Below are 20,682 nucleotides of genomic sequence, written 5' to 3'. Positions count from 1 at the left end.
AGGTCCACCGGTGACGCCTCGTGACAGCGCCCCGGCCGCCGGGGCGTACGCGGCCCTGCACGCCGACGCGACGGCCCTGCTCGCCGGGTGGACGCCGACCGGCGCGGCGGCCGGGCGGGCCCGGGACCGCACCCTCGACCTGCTGACCGGCGGGCCGGCGGCGCTGGGCCGGGAGCACCGGGCCGGTCACGTCACCGCGAGCGCGCTGGTCCTCGACGCCCTCGGCGAGCGGATCCTGCTCTGCCTGCACGGCAAGTTCCACCGGTGGGTGCAGCTCGGCGGGCACTGCGAACCCGGCGACCGGACGCTGGCCGGGGCCGCGCTGCGCGAGGCGGGCGAGGAGTCCGGCATTCCCGGCCTGGTCGTCGACCCGGTCCCGATCGACGTGGACATCCACCCCGTGGCCTGCCAGGGCGCTTCGTTCCACCACGACGTGCGGTTCGCGGTCTTCGCCCCGCCGGGCGTGACGGAACGGGTCAGCGACGAGTCCGAGGCGCTCGGCTGGTTCCCCCCGGACCGGCTGCCCGAGCCGCTGGCCGGCGGCACCGCCAAGCTCGTCGCCCCCGCCCTGGCAGCACTGCGCCGCCGAACCGACTGACCCGGGGCTGGCCCCGGGGGCCGGGCGGCGGGCCGGCCGCCGCCCGGGTCGGAAAGGTCAGATGTAGCTCTCCTCGCCCCGGTCCTTCAGCTCGTCGACGAGAGCCTTCACGTCCTGGGCGCGGTCGCGGGGGCAGACCAGCACCGCGTCCGGGGTGTCGACCACGATCAGGTCGTGCACGCCGAGCACGGCCACCAGCCGGCCGGACTGCGGGACCACGACCAGGCCGGTGCTGTCGCGCAGCAGCACGCCCGGCTCGGCGTCCGCGCCGAGCACCACGTTGCCGGCCGGGTCGGCCGGGAGCACGTCGCCGAGGGTGTGGAAGTCGCCGACGTCGTTCCAGCCGAAGTCGCCGGGGACCGTCGCCACCCGGCCGGCGGTCGCCGCGCCCTCCATCACCGCGTAGTCGACGGAGATCTTCGGCAGGGTCGGCCAGACCGTGCCGAGGATGTCGTCCTGCTCCGGGGTGCCCCAGGCGGTGGCGATCGCGGTGATCCCGGCGTGCAGCGCCGGCTGCTGCCGGGCCAGCTCGGCCAGGAACACGTCGACCCGCCAGACGAACATGCTGGCGTTCCACAGGTGGTGCCCCGAGCGAAGGTACGCCTCCGCCACCTCGGCGGCCGGCTTCTCCTTGAACTCCCGCACCGGCCGCAGCGGCCCGTCCCCGACCGGGTCGCCGGTGTGCAGGTAGCCGTACCCGGTCTCGGCCCGGGTGGGGGTGATCCCCACCGTCATCAGCAGGCCCTGCTCGGCACCACGTACCGCCTCGCGGACCGTGGCCACCCACGCGTCGGCGTCCCGGATCAGGTGGTCGGCGGCGAAGGAGCCCATCACCGCGTCCGGCTCGCGCAGCGCGATCACCGCTGCGGCGAGGGCGATCGCCGCACAGGAGTCCCGGGGTGAGGGCTCGACGAGGATGTTCTCCTCGGGCACACCGGCAAGCTGCCGCGCCACCGCCGCCACGTGTGCGGCTCCGGTGACCACCAGGGTGCGTTCCGGGGGGGTCAGCGGGGCCAACCGGTCCACGGTCGCCTGGAGCAGGGAGGCGGGGGTGCCGGTGAGCGGGTGGAGGAACTTGGGATGGCCCGCACGGGACAACGGCCACAACCTCGTGCCGCTGCCGCCCGCCGGGATGACGGCGTAGAGCATCAGCACATCATGCCCGAACCGCCACGCTACGGACGCATCGTCGGTTGAAGCATCAGGCGCGGGCCCGGCTCCAGGCCGCGATGTGCACCTCGGCGCTGGACTCCCAGGTGAATTCCTTGGCCCGGTCGAAACCGGCCTTGGCCAGCGACAATCGGCGTTGCTCGTCGTCCAGCAGGGCGACCAGGTCGGTGGCGATCTGGGCCGGGTCCTCGCTGGTGTAGGCGACGGCGTCGCCGCCGACCTCCGGCAGCGACAGCCGCGGGGTGGTCAGCACCGGGGCGGCGCAGGCCATCGCCTCCAGGATCGGCAGGCCGAAGCCCTCACCGTACGACGGGTAGGCGGCGACCAGCGCCCCGCCGAGGAAGCCCGGCAGGTCTCCGTAGCGCAGGTAACCCGGGCGGAGCAGCCGCAGGTGCGACGGCACCTCGGCGACCGCCCGGTCGATGTCGTCGTCGTGCCCCTGGCCGCCCGCGATCACCAGCGCCGGCGGGTCGGCCCGGTCGGCCACCGCCCGGACCCAGCCGCGGATCAGGTTGGGAACGTTCTTGCGTGGCTCCTTCGCCCCGAGGAAGGCGATGTAGCTGCTGTCGCCGAGCCCCAGCCGGGCCCGGACCCGGGCCTTCTCCTCCTCGCCCGGGGCGTGGAAGGCGGCGTGGTCGACCCCGTGGTAGGCGACGTCGATCCGGGTCGGGTCGGCGTCGAGCAGGCGGATCAGCTCGTCCCGGGTGGCCTTGCTCGGCACGATCACCCGGCTGGCCCGGCGCAGCGAGGTCTTGATCGCGCTGCGGAAGAACGTCCGGCGGGACTTGTCGTAGTGCTCCGGCTCGGTGAAGAACGTCGCGTCGTGCACGGTCACCGTCACCGGACAACCCGCCCGCAGCGGGCACGTGTAGAACGGCGAGTGCAGCACCTGCGCGCCGACCTGCTGGGCCAGCAGGGGCAGGCCGGTCTGCTCCCAGGCAAGCCGGGCCGGCCGGTGCGCCACCGCGGCCGGGGCGGCGACGATCTCCGCGCCGGGCAGCATCCGGCTGTACCGCTCCAGGTCGGTGCGGAGGCTGACCACGGCCAGGTCGACCCCCTGGCCGCAGACCTTGCCGAGGGCGCCGAGCAGGCCGTCGACGTATCGACCGACGCCACCACGGTCGACGGGGACACTCGTGGCGTCGATGAGTACGCGGGGCGGGCGACCGGCGGTCACGAGGCAACTCCTTGAAGTGGCGAATCTGTGGGGAACAACACTCCGGGCAAGCCTACGCCGGAGCCAGGCCCGGGCGCTGACTGCGACCCGACCGTACGCCGACTTGTCCATGTCAACGAGCACGGGCGCGGGGGGCGTATCGTTCGCGCCGATGGCCGACAACATTGCACTGGTGTTCACCGACGCGATCGCGCCCGACCCCACCCGCCCCCTGCTGACCTGGTACGACGACGCCACCGGCGAGCGCGCCGAACTGTCCGGCGCGACGCTGGCCAACTGGGTGGCCAAGACGGCCAACCTGCTCGTCGACGAGATCGGCACCGGGCCGGGCGAGTCCGCCGCGGTGCTGCTGCCTCCGCACTGGCAGACCGCCGCCGTGCTGCTCGGCTGCTGGACGGTGGGGCTGACCGTGGCCGGCGGCCCGGGCCCGGCCGAGGTGCTCTTCGCCGCCGTCGACCGGGTCGCCGAGGCGGATGCCTGGCCGGCCGGCGAGCGGTACGTGCTCGCGCTCGCCCCGTTCGCCCGGCCGCTGCGCGAGGTGCCCGCCGGCTTCACCGACTACGTGCTCGCCGTCCGGGCGCACGGCGACCACTTCACCCCGTACCCGAAGGGCGGGCCGCAGGACGCGGAGCTGCTGGCCCGCGCGGCCACCCGCGCGACGGAGCTGGGCATCGCCCGGGGCGACCGGGTCCTGCTGGACGCCGCCGCCCACCCCGACCCGGTCGACTGGCTGCTGGCCCCGCTGATGGCCGGCGCCACCGTCGTGCTCTGCGCCAACCTCGACCCGACGCGCGTCCCCTCCCGCACGGACGCGGAAAAGGTCACCCTGACCCTGACCTGAGCCGGTCCTCGGCATACGCCGGTTTCGCGGGGCCCTGAATGATCGACGGGGTCAGGCGGGGGTCGGGGAGCCCGACTCCGAGCGACGCTGGGCGAAGGCGGCGAAGGCCGTCAGGGACTCCGGGTTGGCCAGGGCGCCCCTGGCCGCCGCGTTGTCGACCGGGGTGCCGGTGAGGATCTTCTTCACCGGGACCTCCAGCTTCTTCGCCGACAGGGTGCGCGGGACGGCCCGCACCTGGTGGATCTCGTCGGGGACGTGCCGGGGCGAGAGCGCGGTGCGCAGCTCGCGGCAGATCTTCCTGCGCAGGTCGTCGTCCAGCTCCAGGCCCCCGGCGAGCACCACGAACAGCAGCAGCTCCCCCGCGCCGCCCTCGTCGTCCTCCAGGTGCACCACCACCGAGTCGACGACCTCGTCCAGGCCCTCGACGACGGAGTAGAACTCGGCGGTGCCGAGCCGGACGCCACCCCGGTTGAGGGTGGCGTCGGAGCGGCCGGTGATCACGCAGCCGCCCCGGTCGTTGATGGTGATCCAGTCGCCGTGCCGCCACACCCCCGGGTAGACGTCGAAGTACGCCTCCCGGTAGCGGGCGCCGTCCGGGTCGTTCCAGAACCCGACCGGCATGCTCGGCATCGGCGCGGTGATGACCAGCTCGCCCAGCTCGCCGACGACCGGGGTGCCGTCGGCGGAGCGGGCCTCCACCTTCGCCCCGAGGGCCCGGCAGGTGATCTCCCCGGCGTGCACCGGCAGCAGCGGCACCCCGCCGACGAAGCCGGTGCAGACGTCCGTGCCGCCGGAGAGGGACTGGAGCTGGAGGGCGTCACCGACTGTCTCGTACACCCAGGTGAAGCCCTCGGCGGGCAGCGGCGCGCCGGTCGAGCCGACCCCGCGCAGCGCGGACAGGTCGGCGATCTCCCTCGGCACCAGTCCGGCCTTCCGGCAGGCCAGCAGGAACGGCGCGGAGGTGCCGAAGTACGTGGTGCCGGTCACCTCGGCCAGCCGCCACAGCCCGCCCAGGTCGGGGTGGCCGGGGTTGCCGTCGAACAGCACGATCGCCGCGCCCACCGCCGGCCCGGAGACCAGGAAGTTCCACATCATCCAGCCGGTGGTGGTGAACCACAGGAACCGGTCGCCCGGGCCCAGGTCGTGGTGCAGGGCGAGCATCTTCAGGTGTTCCAGCAGGATGCCGCCGTGGCCGTGCACGATCGGCTTGGGCAGCCCGGTGGTGCCGGAGGAGTAGAGCACGTACAGGGGGTGGTCGAACGGCACCGGGACGAAGGCCAGCGGCTCGTCGGTCGGCGCGGCCAGCTCGGCCCACGGGATCGCCCCCTGCGGCGGGTCGCCGGCCGGGTCGAGGTACGCGATCGCGACGGTGTGCTCCAGCGACGGCAGGGCGGCCCGGATCGCGGCCACCTCGGCACGCCGGTCGACCGGCTTGTCGCCGTAGCGGTAGCCGTCGACGGCGACGAGGACCTTCGGCTCGATCTGCCGCCACCGGTCGGTGACGCTGCGGGTGCCGAACTCGGGGGCGCAGGACGAGAAGACCGCGCCGAGGCCGGCGGTGGCCAGCAGCAGCACGTACGTCTCGGGGATGTTGGGCGCGTACGCGGCCACCCGGTCGCCCGGGCCGACGCCGAGCCGGCGCAGCCCGGCCGCCACCCGGCGGACCCGCTCGCGCAGCTCGGCGGCGGTCAGGGTCTCCGGCGCGCGGGTCTGGCCGTACGCGATCACCACCGGGTCGTCGTCGCCCAGCCCCGGCATCCGCAGCACGTTCTCGGCGTAGTTGAGGGTGGCCCCGGGGAACCAGCGGGTGCCCGGCATCGCCGGGTCGGTCAGCGTGGCCGTCGGCTCGGTGTGCGCGACGACGCCGAAGTGGTCCCAGACGGAGCGCCAGAACGCGTCGAGGTCGGTGACCGACCACTGCCACAGCGCGTCGTAGTCGGCGAACTCCAGCCCGCGGTGCTCGGCCAGCCAGCGCAGGTAGTCGCCGATCCGGGACCGCTCGCGCACGTCCGCCGGCGGCGTCCACAGCACGTCACCCACTGCTCCACCCTCCTCCGGGCCCCGCACCACCTTGTGACATGGGCCCTGGCGCCATCTTGCCCTACCTCGCGGCGTCGCTGCCCGCACCGGGTCCGGTCCCGGCGCCGGGGCGCCCGGCCCACACCCCGCTGCCCAGCCCGGTGTGGCCCACGCCCCAACGGAGCGCGGTCAGCTCTCCCGGTGCGCCTGGATGGCGCGGCGCTTCGCGAGCCGGTGGGCGCGGCGGATCTCCGCCTCCCGGTAGCGGCGCCCGTCCTCCGGGGTCTCCGGCAGCACCGGGCGGACCGGGCGGGGCATGCCGCCCACGTCCACCCCCACGAAGACCAGGTACGCGGTGGCGACCCGGACCGGTTCATCCTCGGCCGAGTCCCAGCGCTCGGCGACCACCCGGACGCCCACCTCCATCGACGTCTGCCCGGTCCAGTTGACCTGGGCGTGCGCGTGCACCAGGTCACCCACCCGGACCGCCTCGGAGAAGATGATCTCGTCGATCGCGGCGGTCACCGCCGTGCCGCCGCTGTGCCGGGCCGCCGCCGCGCCCGCCACGTCGTCGACGAACTTCATCAACACCCCTCCGTGCACGGTCCCGTACAGATTGACATCGACGGCGGTCATGATCCGACTGAGCGTGACCCGGGAGTACGAGGTGGGCTTGCCCTGCGGCGGGGCGGAGGGATGATCTGTCATGCCGGAGACGGTACGGTGCGCCAATGCGACATCTCTGGAGCTTCCTCGCCGGTCTGGTGGTGGCGCCCGTCACCTGGGTGCTGGTCACCCTCGGGCAGGACGGGTCGGCCCGCACGATCACCCGGTGGGTGGAGATCGGCACGTTCAACACGGCCAATCTGATCGAGCCGGCCGTCTACCTGGCCGTCGCCGGGATCCTGCTCGGCCTGCTCGGCACCCTGCGCTTCTCGCCGCTCGGCCCGCTGGTCGCCGGGCTGCTGCTGGTCGCCCCGTACGTCGGGCTGTTCGCCGTGCCGTTCAAGGTGCGCGACCGGCTCCCGGAGGATTGGAAGGTCCTCGGCGACCCGCTGCCGCTGCACCTGCCGGTGCAGAACGGCACCCTCTTCCTGATCGGCGCGCTGCTGCTGATGGCGACGTTCAGCGGGCAGCGCTGGCGGCGCTGGCCCCGCCCGGCGACCGAGCCCGCGCCCGCCCCGGCGGAGCGGCCGGACGAGAACAGCTTCACGCTCACCGACTGGCCGCCGTCGACCGGCAGCGGCCCGGATCGGGACACCGTCGCGCCCAGCCTCGGCTACCCGGACCCGGCCCCGCCCGAGCCGCTGCCCCGCCGCACCGGCGGGGAGTCGCCGTGGTCGGCGCCACCGCGCTCGACGAACCGCTCGGAGGACACCACCACGGAACTCCGCTAGGCGGGCCGGGCTCGGGGGCCGTGGTGGTCAGTCGCGGAGGAGCTGGCGGGCCATCACGATGCGCTGCACCTGGTTGGTGCCCTCGTAGATCTGGGTGATCTTGGCATCCCGCATCATCCGCTCGACCGGGTAGTCGCGGGTGTAGCCGTAGCCGCCGAGGAGCTGCACCGCGTCGGTGGTGATCTCCATGGCGGCGTCCGAGGCGAAACACTTGGCCGCCGCGCCGAAATAGGTCAGGTCGGCGTCGCCCCGCTCGGACTTGCCCGCGGCCGTGTACGTGAGCTGCCGGGCCGCCTCCAGCTTCATGCCCATGTCGGCGAGCATGAACTGGATGCCCTGGAACTCGGCGACCGGCTTGCCGAACTGCTTGCGCTCGCGCACGTACCCCTTGGCGTAGTCGAGCGCGCCCTGGGCGATGCCGACGGCCTGCGCGGCGATGGTGACCCTGGTGTGGTCCAGGGTCCTCATCGCGGTGCCGAAGCCGGTGCCCTCGGCGCCGATCATCCGGTCGGCCGGGATGCGGACGTTGTCGAAGTAGACCTCGCGGGTCGGCGAGCCCTTGATGCCGAGCTTCTTCTCCGGGGCGCCGAAGCTGACCCCCGGGTCGGACTTCTCGACGACGAACGCCGAGATGCCCCTCGACCGCGCTGTGGGGTCCGTCACGGCGAACACCGTGTAGTACTCCGAGACGCCCGCGTTGGTGATCCACCGCTTCACCCCGTTGAGCACCCAGTGGTCGCCGTCGCGGACCGCCCTGGTGGTCATCGAGGCCGCGTCGCTGCCGGCCTCCGGCTCGGAGAGGCAGTACGAGAACATCGCGTCCCCGGCGGCGACCGGGGTGAGGTACCTGCGCTTGAGCTCCTCGGAGCCGGCCAGGATCAGCGGCAGGGTGCCCAGCTTGTTCACCGCCGGGATCAGCGAGGACGAGGCACAGGCCCGGGCCACCTCCTCGATCACGACGGCCGTGGCCAGGGCATCCGCGCCGGCCCCGCCGTACTCGACGGGGATGTGCGGCGCGTGGAAGTCGGCCGAGCGGAGCGCGTCGTAGGACGCCTTCGGGAACTCGCCCGTCTCGTCCGCCTCGGCGGCGTGCGGCGCCACCTTCGCGGCACAGACCTCGCGCACCGCCTCGCGGATCGCCCCGTGTTCCTCGGGCAACCGGTAGACGTCAAACGACTGCTCTGCGGCCATGTCGGCCCCTCCCCTTCACCGCTATCATGCGCAGTCTGTAGCGTCTCGGAACCGCCGACCGCGCAGACTGAAGGATAGCGACCAGCGCTCGGGTGATCCTTACCGCCGCGTAGGCTCGGGCCTGACGGAAACGTCGATGCGGCACGGCGCGCACAAAACGACACAATTCCCTTCGGTGCCCGGCCCGGCGCCGCAGCCGAATGCGACGCGAGGAAGCGCCGCCAGCGCGAGCGGAGAAGACAGGCGTGACGATCCCGTACCCGAACCAACCGATGCCGGCCATCGCCGCGGTGACACCGCCGTCGGGCTCGGCCCGCCCCCGGGTCACCTTCCTCGGCACCGGGTACCTCGGTGCGACGTACGCCATCTGCTACGCCGAACTCGGCTACGAGGTGCTCGGCTTCGACGTCGACGCGGAGAAGATCGCCAAGCTGAACGCCGGCGAGGTGCCTATCCACGAACCCGGCCTCGACGAACTGCTGCGGCGCAACCTGGCCGCCGGCCGGCTGCGGTTCAGCACCGACATCGCCGAGACCGCCGATTTCGGCGACGTGCACTTCATCTGCGTCGGGACCCCGCAGCGGGCCGACGGGATGGGCGCGGACCTGTCGTACGTCGAGGCGTCGGTGACCAGCCTGGCCCAGCACCTCACCCGCAAGGCACTGATCGTCGGCAAGTCCACCGTCCCGGTGGGCACCGCCGAGTGGGTGGAGCAGCTCGTCGGCAAGCACACCCCGGCCGACCTCGGGGTCGAGGTGGCGTGGAGCCCGGAGTTCCTCCAGGAGGGCTTCGCCGTCGACGACGTGCTACGTCCCAACCGGATCGTGGTGGGCGTCAAGAGCGAGTGGGCCAACGGCATGCTCTACGCCGCCCACAAGGGCGTCTTCGACCTGGCCGCCACGGAGGACCGGGAGGTCCCGCTGGTGGCCACCGACTTCGCCACCGCCGAGCTGGTCAAGGTCGCCGCGAACGCCTTCCTGGCCACCAAGATCTCGTTCATCAACGCGATGGCCGAGGTCTGCGAGGCCTCCGGCGGCGACGTCACCCAGCTCGCCCGCGCCATCGGGTACGACCCCCGGATCGGCAACCGGTTCCTCCAGGCCGGCCTCGGCTTCGGCGGGGCCTGCCTGCCCAAGGACATCCGCGCCTTCCAGGCCCGCGCCCAGGAGCTGGGCGCCGGCGAGGCACTGCGCTTCCTGCACGAGGTCGACCTGATCAACCTGCGTCGCCGTACCCGGGTCGTCGGGCTCGCCGCCGAGCTGCTCGGCCGCCGCTCCGGGCCGGCCGGCCCGGACCTGTCCGGCACCCGGGTCGCCGTGCTCGGCGCGACCTTCAAGCCCAACACCGACGACGTACGCGACGCCCCGGCGCTCGCCGTCGCCGGGCTGCTCGGCAAGGCCGGGGCGGACGTGCACGTGTACGACCCGCAGGGCACCGAGAACGCCCGCCGGGTGGCCCCCGAGCTGACGTACGAGTCCAGCATGTCCGACGCGGTGACCGGGGCGGACCTGGTCTGCGTGCTCACCGAGTGGGCCGACTTCCGCAACGCCGACCCGGTGGCCCTCGGCGAGCTGGTCGCCGGCCGTCGGGTGGTCGACGGCCGCAACTGCCTCGACTCGACACTGTGGACGCAGGCCGGCTGGGAGTACCGGGGCATGGGCCGCCCCTGATCCACCTCGACACCGGCGACGGCCGGCCACGGCGCCCCGCCGCGGCCGGCCGTCCGCTGTTCGTCACCGTCGACCCGCCGACAGGTGTCGAAATCCGCGCCGGCTCAGGGCATGCTGCGACAGTGGGAGTCCACAGTGCGGGCCGGCGGGTGGAGGGGTGTCGTGCAGACCTTTCAGTGCTCCTCGTGCGGCCGGGAGATCAAGCCGGCCGCCAAGTGCCCGCACTGCGGCGCGCACCAGCCCCAGTGGGCCGGGCACCTGGCGGACGTCGAGCGCTCGATCGCGGAGATGAAGGCCCGCGAGGCCGCCATCGCCGCCGAGCAGCGGCAGATCGCCGCGAAGATGCAGGCCGCGCTCTTCCAGCGGGACATCCTCACGCACGCCGGTGAGGAGCGGACCAAGCAGGCCGCCCGCCCCCGGCGGGTGCTGCGCCGCCGGCCCGGTCGCCGCCCACCCACCGCCGCCGGCGCGCCACCCCGGGTGCCACGGCAGGGCGCCGCGCCGCCCGGGTCGGAGGACTCGCCGCCATCGGCGGCCCGCTGGCTGGACGCCGACAACCCCGAGCACCCGCCGGAGGCGTCCTCGCGGGAGGTGCAGAACATCCCCCTCGGCCTGGGCGCGCTGCTGCTCGCCGTGGCCGCAGTGGTCTTCGCCGCGCTGGCCACCAGCTCGATAAGCGCCCTGTCCCGGCTGGGCATCCTGCTCGTCGCGACGGTGCTGCTGCTGCTCGCCCCGCCGGTGCTGGCCCGGCGCGGGCTCACCTCGACCGCCGAGACGATCGCCGCCGTCGGCCTGCTGCTGGTGCCGCTGGCCGGGTACGCGCTGTGGGCGGTGGACCGGATCGGCGGCGGGGGCGTGTCCGGGGCAGTCTTCGCCGGGGTGATCTTCGCCGTCACCGCCGCCGCCGGGTTCGGCTACGCGCTCTGGACGGGGCTGCGCGCCCCCCGCTTCGCCGCCGTGCTGGCCGCGCAGCCGGTGCTGCCGCTGCTGGCCCACGAGTGGGTCACCGGGCCGGCCGGCTGGGCGCTGGTGCTGACCGTGGTCGCCGTCGTGGACCTGGTGCTGGCCCGCTCCCCGGTCACCGTCGAGCGACCGGTGCGCGAGGACCTGCCGACGCCCCCGGCCGCGTCGGCCGCCCCGCCGCCCCGCCGCCCCACCGAGGACGGCCGGCCGGAGGGCGCCCCGGAGGAGTTCGGCGAGGTGCTCGACGGCACCGCAGGCACGCCGTTCGCCGCCGCGCCGGCCCGCCCGGTCCCGGCGCTGGGCGCGCTGACCTGGCTGCTGCACGCCGTGGCGGTGGCGCTGGCCCTCGCGTACGCGGTGACCGCGCTGCTGCGCGCCGGCACGGTGCCGGCGGCGGCCGGGGCGGGGGCGGTGCTGCTGCTGGCCGCGCTGGTGGGGCTGGGCGGGGCGCTGGTGCTGCGCCGCCCGCCGCTGCCCGACGTGGCCGCCGGCATCCTCACCCTCGCGGTGATCGGCGCGCTGGGCCGGGTCGCCTCGGTGGCCTTCCCCGGCCGGGCCCTGCTGCTGATCGCCGCCGTCATCACCCTCACCGGGCTGGCCGTGCGGGCCGTACCCGAAGCCGCCCGGCGTGGGCCGCAGCTCGCCTCGGCCGCGGCGCTCACGGTCAGCGGACTGGTGGTGGCCGGCGGCGCGCTGCGCGCCGGACTGGCCCCGGCGCGGGCCGCCCTCCCGGCCTGGGCGGCGGACCTCGCCCGCTACCCGGCCGAGCTGGCCGCCTCGGTCGGGCCGGCGGCCTGGCAGCTCGCCGCCAGCGCCTTCCTGCTCACCGTCGCCGCGGTGCTGGCCCTGCCACCGGAGATCCGCCGCGAGTTCGCGGTGGTCGGGGCGGCGCTGACGGCGCTCGCCGTGCCGGCGTCGTTCGGCCTGGGCTGGATGGCTGCGCCGTGGCCGATGGTGCTGGTCGCGATCGGCATCGGCGCGGCCGGGCTCACCGCCGGCACGACGCGGGCCGCCACGGTGCACGCGGTCGCCGCGGCCGTGGTGGGCCTGCTCGGTGCGGGCGCCGGGCTGGCCCGGCCGGCGCTGACCGCCGCCGTGCTGCTCGCCCTCTTCCTGGCCGGCGCGCTGGTCGCGGTGGCGCCCCGGATTCGGATCACCCCCGCCACGGCAGGCGTCGTCTCCGCCTGGGCCGCCGGCGGCGCGGCGTTCGCCCTACCCGGGGCGGTCGCCGCGTTCGTCGCCGCGACCATGCCGACCGACCCGACGCCGACCCCGGCGAGCCTGCGCGAGGCCACCGTTCCGGTGCTGGCGGCGAGCTTCCTGGCGGTCTGCGTCACCCTCGGGTACGCCGCCATGGTGCAGGTGTCCGAGCGGCACATCCCGGCGCCGCTGGCCATGGGCACCGGCCTCGGGGCGCTGGCGGTGACCGCCGCCGCGTTCGGAGCGCCCGGGGCCACCGTCGCGGACGCCTGGGTGGGCGGGCTGCTGTTCGTGGCCGGGGTGCTGGTCTTCCTGGCCCCGTCGATCGACGCGGGCCGCCGCTCCGACCTGGCCATGGACGGCTCCGACCTGGCCGCCGCCGCCGTCACCGCGGCGCTGATCGCCACCCTGGTACGGATCGGGGCGGTGCTCACCCCCGACGGGCAGCTCGTGGTCGCCGCCGCGCTGGTGGCGGTGGTCGCCGTCGCGGCCCGGGCGATGCCCGAACAGTGGCGGCGCGGGCCGATCCTCGGGCTCGCCGTCGGCGGCACCCTGATCGGGCTGCTCGCCGGCTGGAGCGCGCTGCGTGGCGGGTGGGGCGTGCTGGCCACCCCGGGCCCGATCTGGGCCGGCGACCTGTCCGGGTGGCCGGCCGCGCCGGTCGGCGGGTCCACCTGGCAGGCGCCCGTCGCGTTGGCGCTGCTCGGCGTCGCGGCCGGGGTGCTGCTGCCGGCCCCCTGGAAGTACGACGTCTCCGGCGTCGCCGCCGTCCTGGCCACCATCGGGACGCCGGCCGCCTTCGACCTGCCCTGGTGGTCGCCGGTGCTGGTCGGCCTGGCCGTCGCCACGGCCTTCGGCACGGCCGCGGCGGCCTCGATCGACCCGCGCGCCGGGCTGTCCCGGGCCACCGTGGCCGGGGCCGTCGCCCTGCACGCGGCCGGCGCCGGTCTGGTCCGGCCGTGGACGACCGCGCTGGCGCTGGGCGGCATCGCGCTGCTCGGCGTCGTCGTGGCCACCCTTGCTCGGGTGTTCGCCGCCCCGCTGGTCGAGGACGTCGACACCGAGGGGATGCCGCCGCACCTGGTGCAGGTCGGTGGGGCCGCCGCCGGGGCCGCGCTGCTCGCGTTGCCCGGCGCGGTGGCCGCCCTGGCCGTCGAGTTCGGCCGGTCGCCCGAGGTGGTGCTGACCGCCGCGCTGGCCGCGTCCAGCCTGGGCCTGGCCGCGATCGCCGCGGTCCGCCGGCAGGTGCCGCAGTACCTCCCGTACGCCAGTGCGGCCGTGGTGGGCGGCGCGACGGTCAGCGCGGTCGCCGCGATCGTGACCGGCCTGCCCGCCGGCGTGTACGCGGCGGCGGGCGCGCTGCTCGGGGTGCTCGCCGAGCTGGTCCGCGCCGCCACCGTCCCGCCGGCCGGCTCGGCCCAGCCGGTCCGGCGCTGGTCGGTGCTGCTCGACGGCGCCCTGCGCCGGGCGCCCGACGACGATCCGGCGGTGGCGCGCTGGCGGGTCAGCCCGGCTGCCGGGGCGCTGGCCGCCGCAGCGCTGCCGACCGCGCTGGCCGTGGCCTCGCTCGCCCCCACGCTGGTGGTGGCGCTGGTCGAGCCGTACCGGTCGCTGGGCCGGGTGTGGCAGGGGCCGCCGCCGGAGCTGATCGTCCCGCCCGCCGGCGCGGTCGACCCGGCGCACGTGCTGACCGCGCTGCTGCTCACCGCGACCGCGGCGCTGGCCGCCGTCGGGTTCAGCGGCGGGCAACGGTCCCGGGCCGTGCCGGTGGTGCTGCCCGGCGCGGCGATGACCCTGCTGATCACCCCGATCGCCCTGGGGCACGGCTGGCCGGTGAGCACGCTTGCGGCGCTGTCGGTGTTCACCATCTCGATGCTGGGGCTGGCGCTCACCCCGCCTCCGCCCCTGGCGGAGCGGGCCCGGTCGCTGCGCACCGCCCGGGTGCTGGTCTTCGTCATCGGGCTGGCCGGCGGCGGGGCGGGGCTGCTCGGCAGCCTGGCCACCCGGGAGCTGACCCTGTTCACCCTGGGCGGGGCGATGGGCGTCGGCATCGTCGCCGCCCTGTACGGCACCACCCAGCGGGCCCGCATCCTGGGCTGGTTGTTCGCCTCGCTGATGGCGCAGTTGTTCGTCCTCGTCGCCGGCCTGGTGGCCGGGCTGGCCGCGGTCTGGTCCGCGTTCGGGGTGCTGGCGGTCGGGGCGGCCCTACAGGTGTTCGCCGCGACCCTGCCCCGGCTGCGCCGCCCCGAGGCGCAGCGCGAGGCGGCCACGGTGGAGTGGAGCGGGTACGCCGCCGCGCTGATCGCCCTGGCGCTGGCCTTCGACTCGCCCCGGCACATCGCCGCGCTGCTGGCCGCCTGGGGCGCCGTGCTCGGGGTGGCCGCCGCCCGGCCGGGCCGTCGGCCGGTGGAGCGGCAGATCCTGTTCTGGGCGGTGGTGTTCTGCGAGATCGTCGCCTGGTGGATCCTGATGCGGGTCGCCGACGTGGCGCTGCCGGAGGCGTACACGCTGCCGTTCGCGGCGCTGGCCCTGCTGGTGGGGGTGCTGGAGCTGCGGCACCGGCCTGACCTGTCGAGCTGGGTGGCGTACGGGCCGGCGCTGGTCGCCGCGTTCGTGCCGACCCTGGCGATCGTGCTGGCAACCGACTCCAACATGCTGCGCCAGGTGCTGCTGCTGCTCGGCGCGGTGGCGGTGTTGATCTTCGGCACCACCAGCCAGCAGCAGGCCCCGGTGATCGTCGGGGCGGCCGTCACCGCCATCGCGGCGATACACGCGCTGTTCAGCCTCGGCCCGTGGCTGGTGCTGATCCCGGCCGGGCTGGTCCTGCTGGTCCTCGGTGCGAGCAACGAGCGCCGACGCCGCGCCCAGGAGCGCCTTCAGACGGCGCTGCGCGGCATGCGCTGAGGCGCATAAGAGGCCACCGATCCGACGCCCGCCCGCTGCCGGCCCCGTCGGTGCTGGAACAACTGGCCCGAAACGGCCACAGAGCACCGCCCTTCATCAGAAAAGCTGCGGACCAGGACGAGTGCAATTCTTGACAGGAATCGACGCAATGCCCGGCAGGCGAGAATTCGGCCGGGATGACACCGCATCGGGGAGTTCACCGACAGACCCCCCACAAACAGTCAACCTGACACGCGGTAAATATTGCGACTACTTGCGGTGAGTGTTGCGGCCATGCTAATTTCCTATCCGCCAAGAGTTTGGCGAACGTCAATATGCAGGCCACCTTGCAGACGCGCCTGCGAAAGGAGCCCCATGAGCCGAATCAAACGGACTTTCCTGGCGGCCAGCCTTGCTCTCGCCACCGCCACGGCCGGCATCCTCGTCAACACCTCTCCCGCTTCCGCCGCGCCGGTCTACACCGCCATCGTCAACCGGGTCAGCGGAATGTGCCTGGACGTTCCGGGCGGGACCACCGAAAACAAGAAGGCTGTCCAGCAGTATCACTGCAACGGCGGCGCCAACCAGCAGTGGGAGTACATCCCGGGCCCGTACGCCGGCTACGGCCAGCTACGCAACATCGCCAGCCAGAAATGCCTCGACGTCCGCGATGAGTCCCCCTCCCCCGGTGCCGTGATCCAGCAGTACACCTGCATCAGCGGAACCAATCAGCAGTGGACCTTCACCAGCACCGGAAACCTGCAGGTACTGCACAGCGGCGGCTGCGCCCGCGCGGTGAGCCTGGCGTACAAGACGGGGATCGAACAGGGCGTCTGCACCTGGGGGTACGTGTTCTGGGACGCATACCTCTGACCCAGGCAGATGCACCGCCCCACCATTCTTCACACCCGAGAACAGGGCGCACCGACGACCATCCCGGAATTCAGACGCCCTCATCCAGGAATGGCTCCAGCGAAAACCCCGAACAGCCCGCAGAGGAGCGCCATGTCCAATTTCAGACGTAGCCTGACCGTCGCCGTCGTCGCCATCCTCACCACAGCCCTGGGCGCAATTGGTGGCTCGGCGCCGGCGTCCGCGAAGGAGTCCGCCTCGCTGGCCGGCGTGAGCATCGTCAACCGAGCGAGCGGAATGTGCCTGGACGTGCCCGGCGGTTCCACCGAGAACAAGCTGCAGGTCCAGCAGTACAACTGCAACGGTGGCGTCAACCAGCAGTGGGAGTACCTACCCGGCGCGTACGCCGGTTTCGGCCAACTGCGTAACGTGGCCAGCCAGAAATGCCTCGACGTCCGCGGCACCAGCACCTCGCTCGGTGCGGTCGTCCAGCAGTACATCTGCATGGACGTGCCGAACCAGCAGTGGTCCTACTCGTCGGGCACCGGGTACCTGATGGCCCTGCACAGCGGGATGTGCGCGGGCGTGTACAGCCTGGTGTACAAGGAGAAGGTCTACCAGGCGGTCTGCGGTGGCGGCAGTCAGCTGGTCTTCACCACCTGGAACGCCAGCATCTAGCGAAACGCGCACCCAGCCCGGCCGCGACCACGCGCCGGGCTGAGTGTCGCGGGCCGTTAACGGTCAGCCCAGCGAGGCGTGCAGGGCGGCCTCCTTCTCGGCGACCAACTCCTCCAGGCTCTCCTGGTAGGCGACCATGCGCGCCCGCAGCTCATCGTCGGCGGCGGCCAGGATGCGGACGGCGAGCAGCCCGGCGTTGCGGGCGTTGCCGATCGACACGGCGGCCACCGGCACGCCGGCCGGCATCTGGACGATGGACAGCAACGAGTCCATCCCGTCGAGGTACTTCAGCGGCACCGGCACGCCGATCACCGGCAGCGGGGTGACGGACGCGACCATGCCGGGCAGGTGGGCGGCCCCACCGGCCCCCGCGATGATCACCTTGAGCCCCCGGTCGGCGGCGGTGCGGCCGTACTCGATCATCTTGCCGGGGGTGCGGTGGGCGGAGACCACGCCGACCTCGTAGCCGACCCCGAACTCGGCCAGGGTCTCGGCGGCGGCCTTCATGGTCGGCCAGTCCGAGTCGCTGCCCATGATCAACCCGACGGTGCTCATGCTGGTCCGCCTCTCGTCGACGACTGCGGGGGTCGCAGGCTCACTGGTGGCCCTCGCGGAGCCAGCGGGCGGCCCGGACGGCCCGCGCCCGTACGTCGTCCAGGTCGGCGCCGAGCACCGTGACGTGGCCGATCTTGCGGCCGGGGCGCACCTGCTTGCCGTACAGGTGGACCTTCGCGCCCGGCTCGGCGGCGAAGAGGTGGTGCAGCCGCTCGTCGATCGACATCCCGCCCGGCTCGCCGCCGAGCACGTTCGCCATCACCACCACCGGGGCGGTCAGCGCGGTGTCCCCCATCGGGTAGTCCAGCACGGCCCGCAGGTGCTGCTCGAACTGCGAGGTCCGGGCCCCCTCGATCGTCCAGTGACCCGAGTTGTGCGGGCGCATGGCCAGCTCGTTGACCACCAGCCCGGCCGGCGTCTCGAACAGCTCCACCGCGAGCAGGCCGACCACGCCGAGCGCGGTGGCCAGGTCGATGGCGAGCTGCTGGGCGGCGACGGCCTGCTCCTCGTCCAGGCCCGGCGCGGGGGCGAGCACCTCGACGCAGATCCCGTCGACCTGCACCGTCTCCACCACCGGGTACGCGGCGACCTGCCCGAACGGCGAACGGGCCACCTGCACGGCCAGTTCCCGGCGCAGCGCCACCCGCTCCTCGACGATCAGGCTGGTCCCCCCGGCGAGCAGGGTGGCGGCCAGCTCGGCGGCCTGCGCGGCGTCGTCGACCAGCCAGACGCCCCGGCCGTCGTACCCGCCCCGGGCCGCCTTCAGCACCACCGGCCAGCCCTGGGCCTCGCCGAAGGCAACCAGGTCGGCGGGCTCGGCCACCGGGCACCACACCGGGTTCGGTGCGCCCAGGTCGGCGAGGCGCTCCCGCATGATCCGCTTGTCCTGCGCGTGCAGCAGCGCATCGGCCGGCGGGAAGAGCTTCACCCCCTCGGCCGCGAGGGCGCGGATGTGCTCCGTCGGCACGTGCTCGTGGTCGAAGGTGACCACGTCGCAGCCCTCGGCGAAGGCGCGCAGGGCGGCGAGGTCGGTGTGGTCGCCGTACCGGACGTCGGCGGCGACCAGGGCCGCGCCGTCGTCCGGGGCCTGCGCGAGCACGCGCAGCGACTGACCGAGGGCGATCGAGGCCTGGTGGGTCATCCGGGCCAGCTGGCCGCCCCCCACCATGCCGACAACAGGCAGACCGGTTCGGGTATCCATCTCGCCCGCCAGCCTAGCGGCGGCGTCCCGACCGCCCCGGGCCGAGGTCCGGGGCGGTCGGGGCGGCCCTCACAACTGGGCGCGGAGGTCCTCGACCGTGGTGACCGGGCGCTGGCAGACAAAACCCCGACAGACGTACGCGGTGGGTCGGCCGTCGACCAGCGGCCGGTCGGCCAGCAGCGGCACCCCGGGCTGGTCCGGGCGGCCCGCGACGACCACCGCGCCGGGCGGGGCGTGCCGGTACGCGGCGGCGACGAGCGGGTCGCCGGCCGGGTCGTCGGTCACCACGGCGATCTCGTACGGGCCGGAGAGCAGCGCCTCCCCGACGGTGGCCGCGTACCCGGTGAACCGGGCGTGCCGGGCGACGATCGGGGCGACCGTGGCGAGGGCGGCCTCGGCGGCCTCCCGGTACCGGTTCTCCCCGGTCAGGGCCGCGTACGCGACCAGGGCGGCGACGATCGCCGACCGGCCGGACGGGGTGGCGTTGTCGGTCGGATCGGCCGGCCGGGTGACGAGCTGCTCGGCGTCGTCGGCGGTGTCGTAGAACCCGCCGCCCGGGGCGACGAACCGGGCCAGCGCGGTGTCCAGGAGCCCGCCGGCCAGCTCCAGCCAACGCCCCTCGCCGGTGACCTGGTGCATCGCGCAGAACGCCTCGGCCACGCAGCCGTAGTCCTCCAGCACCCCGGCCGGCGCGCCGACCACCCCGTCCCGGGAGACCCGGCGCAGCCGGCCGTCGACCAGGTGCACGGTGGCCAGGTGCTCGGCGGCGTCCCGCATCGCGCCGTCGGCGACGATGGTGACGCCCTCCAGCAGGTTGGCGGCGGCCTCGTCCCCGCCGGCCGCCCCCTGCGCCTCGACGAGGCGGACGAACTCGGCGATCGCGGTGATCGCCAGGCCGTTCCAGGCGGCCACCACCTTGTCGTCGCGGGCGGGCTGGGGGCGGTTGTCCCGGGCGGCCAGCAGCCGCCGGACGACGTCCTGCCACCGGCCGCGCACCGCCGGATCGGCGTCGTCGACGTCCCGGGCCAGCCGCAGCACGCTCATCCCGTGTTCGAAGGTGCCGGACTCGGTGACCGCGAAGAGGTCGGCGGCCCAGCGGCCGTCCTCCTCACCCAGCACCTCGACGAGCTGGGCCGGGGTCCAGGCGTAGGTGAGCCCCTCGACGCCCTCGGTGTCGGCGTCGAGCGCGGAGGCGAAGCCCTCGCCGGGGCGGTGCAGCTCGTCGGCGAGGAACCGGGCGACGTCCCGGGCCACCCGGGCGGCCAGCGGGTCGCCGGTGAGCCGCCAGAGCTGGGTGTAGACCCGCAGCAGCAGGGCGTTGTCGTAGAGCATCTTCTCGAAGTGCGGCACGGTCCAGTGCCCGTCGACCGAGTACCGGGCGAAGCCGCCGGCGAGCTGGTCGTTGATGCCGCCCCGGGCCATCGCCTCGGCGGTGTGCCGGGCGATCTCCAGGCTCTCGGCGGAGCCGGTGCGCTGGTGGTGACGCAGCAGGAAGAGCAGGTTCATGTGCGGCGGGAACTTCGGTGCGCCGCCGAAGCCACCGTTGCTCCGGTCGTACTCCCTCGTGAGCTGGGCGGCGGCGTCGTCGAGCAGTTCGGCGGTGAGCGGGGCGGTCGGCCCGCCGACGGCCTGCGCCCCGCCGATCGCCTCGACCACGGCTGAGCCCTGCCGGAGCACGGCCTCGCGCTGCTCCCGCCAGGCGGTGCCGACCGACTCCAGCAGCCGGACGAAGTTCGCCTTGGGGAAGTACGTGCCGCAGAAGAACGGGGTGCCGTCCGGGGTGGCGAAGACCGTCATCGGCCAGCCGCCCTGCCCGGTCATCGCCTGGGTCGCGGTCATGTAGACGGCGTCCACGTCCGGCCGCTCCTCGCGGTCCACCTTGATCGCCACGAAGCCGTCGTTGAGCAGCTTCCCGACGCCGGCGTCCTCGAACGACTCGTGGGCCATCACGTGGCACCAGTGGCAGGCCGCGTAGCCGACCGAGATCAGCACCGGCACGTCGCGCCGCTTCGCCTCGGCGAACGCCTCGTCGCACCACGGCCACCAGTCCACCGGGTTGTCGGCGTGCTGGAGGAGGTACGGGCTGGTGGCGCTGGCGAGTCGGTTCACCGGACGACCATATCCAGCCCGCGGTGCGGCGGCACCCCGGTCCTCCGAGGACGGCCGATGCGACTAATCGTCATATTGACATGAACCGGCTTCACGCCTACCGTCGACTTATCGTCAAACTAACGTAAACAGGTTCGGCCGCTGCGGGCGTCGGGTCCGCGGGAGCCGAAGGCCGCGA

15 protein-coding genes are annotated in these 20,682 nt (G+C 74.2%); 7 read left to right on the top strand and 8 right to left on the bottom strand.

Annotated features, from left to right (window positions below; translation table 11 throughout):
* The first annotated feature begins 10 nt into the window (after positions 1-10).
* A complete protein-coding gene (locus ABT023_RS02755; RefSeq protein WP_350880967.1) occupies positions 11-598 on the top strand; it encodes an NUDIX hydrolase in 588 nt (195 codons plus the stop codon).
* Positions 599-655: 57 nt separating this feature from the next.
* Here the strand turns inward: ABT023_RS02755 and ABT023_RS02750 are convergent, their stop codons facing one another.
* Together ABT023_RS02750 and ABT023_RS02745 are read right to left on the bottom strand one after the other, a co-directional pair.
* Positions 656-1,747: a mannose-1-phosphate guanylyltransferase gene (locus ABT023_RS02750; RefSeq protein WP_350880965.1), complete on the bottom strand. Its 1,092-nt coding sequence runs from the start codon at positions 1,745-1,747 to the stop codon at positions 656-658.
* A 52-nt stretch (positions 1,748-1,799) separates the two neighbouring features.
* Complete coding sequence (locus tag ABT023_RS02745; RefSeq protein WP_350880963.1) at positions 1,800-2,945, bottom strand: glycosyltransferase family 4 protein; 1,146 nt, start codon at positions 2,943-2,945, stop codon at positions 1,800-1,802.
* A 151-nt stretch (positions 2,946-3,096) separates the two neighbouring features.
* Here ABT023_RS02745 and ABT023_RS02740 point away from each other — a divergent pair, with 151 nt between their 5' ends.
* On the top strand, positions 3,097-3,786 hold the full coding sequence (locus ABT023_RS02740) for a TIGR03089 family protein (RefSeq protein ID WP_350880961.1): 690 nt from the start codon (positions 3,097-3,099) through the stop codon (positions 3,784-3,786).
* A 51-nt stretch (positions 3,787-3,837) separates the two neighbouring features.
* Here ABT023_RS02740 and ABT023_RS02735 read toward each other — a convergent pair whose 3' ends face one another.
* A complete protein-coding gene (locus ABT023_RS02735; RefSeq protein ID WP_350880959.1) occupies positions 3,838-5,826 on the bottom strand; it encodes an acetoacetate--CoA ligase in 1,989 nt (662 codons plus the stop codon).
* 168 nt (positions 5,827-5,994) lie between these two features.
* A complete protein-coding gene (locus ABT023_RS02730) occupies positions 5,995-6,513 on the bottom strand; it encodes an acyl-CoA thioesterase (RefSeq protein ID WP_350880957.1) in 519 nt (172 codons plus the stop codon).
* 23 nt (positions 6,514-6,536) lie between these two features.
* Between ABT023_RS02730 and ABT023_RS02725 the strand changes: the two genes are divergently transcribed.
* Positions 6,537-7,202, top strand: a complete 666-nt coding sequence (locus ABT023_RS02725; protein WP_350880955.1) for a hypothetical protein — start codon at positions 6,537-6,539, stop codon at positions 7,200-7,202.
* 27 nt (positions 7,203-7,229) lie between these two features.
* Here the strand turns inward: ABT023_RS02725 and ABT023_RS02720 are convergent, their stop codons facing one another.
* Positions 7,230-8,393 (bottom strand): acyl-CoA dehydrogenase family protein, encoded by a 1,164-nt coding sequence (locus ABT023_RS02720; protein WP_350880953.1) that lies wholly within the window; start codon positions 8,391-8,393, stop codon positions 7,230-7,232.
* Positions 8,394-8,638: 245 nt separating this feature from the next.
* On the opposite strand from ABT023_RS02720, the gene ABT023_RS02715 reads away from it, so the two are divergent.
* From ABT023_RS02715 to ABT023_RS02700, 4 genes are all read left to right on the top strand, one after another.
* Positions 8,639-10,063, top strand: coding sequence for a UDP-glucose dehydrogenase family protein (locus tag ABT023_RS02715; protein WP_350880951.1), 1,425 nt, complete (start codon positions 8,639-8,641; stop codon positions 10,061-10,063).
* Between the two features lie 162 nt (positions 10,064-10,225).
* On the top strand, positions 10,226-15,130 hold the full coding sequence (locus tag ABT023_RS02710; protein WP_350880949.1) for an SCO7613 C-terminal domain-containing membrane protein: 4,905 nt from the start codon (positions 10,226-10,228) through the stop codon (positions 15,128-15,130).
* Positions 15,131-15,484: 354 nt separating this feature from the next.
* A complete protein-coding gene (locus ABT023_RS02705; RefSeq protein WP_350880947.1) occupies positions 15,485-15,982 on the top strand; it encodes an RICIN domain-containing protein in 498 nt (165 codons plus the stop codon).
* Positions 15,983-16,114: 132 nt separating this feature from the next.
* Complete coding sequence (locus tag ABT023_RS02700) at positions 16,115-16,639, top strand: RICIN domain-containing protein (protein WP_350880945.1); 525 nt, start codon at positions 16,115-16,117, stop codon at positions 16,637-16,639.
* A 63-nt stretch (positions 16,640-16,702) separates the two neighbouring features.
* Here the strand turns inward: ABT023_RS02700 and purE are convergent, their stop codons facing one another.
* The 3 genes from purE to ABT023_RS02685 all read right to left on the bottom strand — a co-directional run bounded on the left by purE (position 16,703) and on the right by ABT023_RS02685 (position 20,504).
* The gene (gene purE, locus ABT023_RS02695; protein WP_350880943.1) at positions 16,703-17,194 is read right to left on the bottom strand and encodes a 5-(carboxyamino)imidazole ribonucleotide mutase; all 492 of its coding nucleotides are present in this window, start codon (positions 17,192-17,194) and stop codon (positions 16,703-16,705) included.
* A gap of 40 nt (positions 17,195-17,234) precedes the next feature.
* Positions 17,235-18,395: a 5-(carboxyamino)imidazole ribonucleotide synthase gene (locus ABT023_RS02690; protein WP_350880941.1), complete on the bottom strand. Its 1,161-nt coding sequence runs from the start codon at positions 18,393-18,395 to the stop codon at positions 17,235-17,237.
* Between the two features lie 69 nt (positions 18,396-18,464).
* Positions 18,465-20,504, bottom strand: coding sequence for a thioredoxin domain-containing protein (locus ABT023_RS02685; RefSeq protein WP_350880940.1), 2,040 nt, complete (start codon positions 20,502-20,504; stop codon positions 18,465-18,467).
* Positions 20,505-20,682 lie beyond the last annotated feature (178 nt).

This window comes from Micromonospora sp. NPDC002296 (assembly GCF_040296145.1).
Classification (GTDB): Bacteria; Actinomycetota; Actinomycetes; order Mycobacteriales; family Micromonosporaceae; genus Micromonospora.
The sequence above is the reverse complement of the archived record's forward strand: the minus strand, read 5'-3'. Positions and strand labels throughout refer to the sequence as shown.

Excerpts from the sequence above, each read along its gene's own strand:
- ABT023_RS02705 (WP_350880947.1), top strand. The coding sequence starts at position 15,485 with ATGAGCCGAATCAAACGGACTTTCCTGGCGGCCAGCCTTGCTCTCGCC.
- ABT023_RS02730 (WP_350880957.1), bottom strand. The coding sequence starts at position 6,513 with ATGACAGATCATCCCTCCGCCCCGCCGCAGGGCAAGCCCACCTCGTAC.
- ABT023_RS02725 (WP_350880955.1), top strand. The coding sequence starts at position 6,537 with ATGCGACATCTCTGGAGCTTCCTCGCCGGTCTGGTGGTGGCGCCCGTC.
- ABT023_RS02690 (WP_350880941.1), bottom strand. The coding sequence starts at position 18,395 with ATGGATACCCGAACCGGTCTGCCTGTTGTCGGCATGGTGGGGGGCGGC.
- ABT023_RS02750 (WP_350880965.1), bottom strand. The coding sequence starts at position 1,747 with ATGCTCTACGCCGTCATCCCGGCGGGCGGCAGCGGCACGAGGTTGTGG.
- ABT023_RS02700 (WP_350880945.1), top strand. The coding sequence starts at position 16,115 with ATGTCCAATTTCAGACGTAGCCTGACCGTCGCCGTCGTCGCCATCCTC.
- ABT023_RS02740 (WP_350880961.1), top strand. The coding sequence starts at position 3,097 with ATGGCCGACAACATTGCACTGGTGTTCACCGACGCGATCGCGCCCGAC.
- purE (WP_350880943.1), bottom strand. The coding sequence starts at position 17,194 with ATGAGCACCGTCGGGTTGATCATGGGCAGCGACTCGGACTGGCCGACC.
- ABT023_RS02720 (WP_350880953.1), bottom strand. The coding sequence starts at position 8,393 with ATGGCCGCAGAGCAGTCGTTTGACGTCTACCGGTTGCCCGAGGAACAC.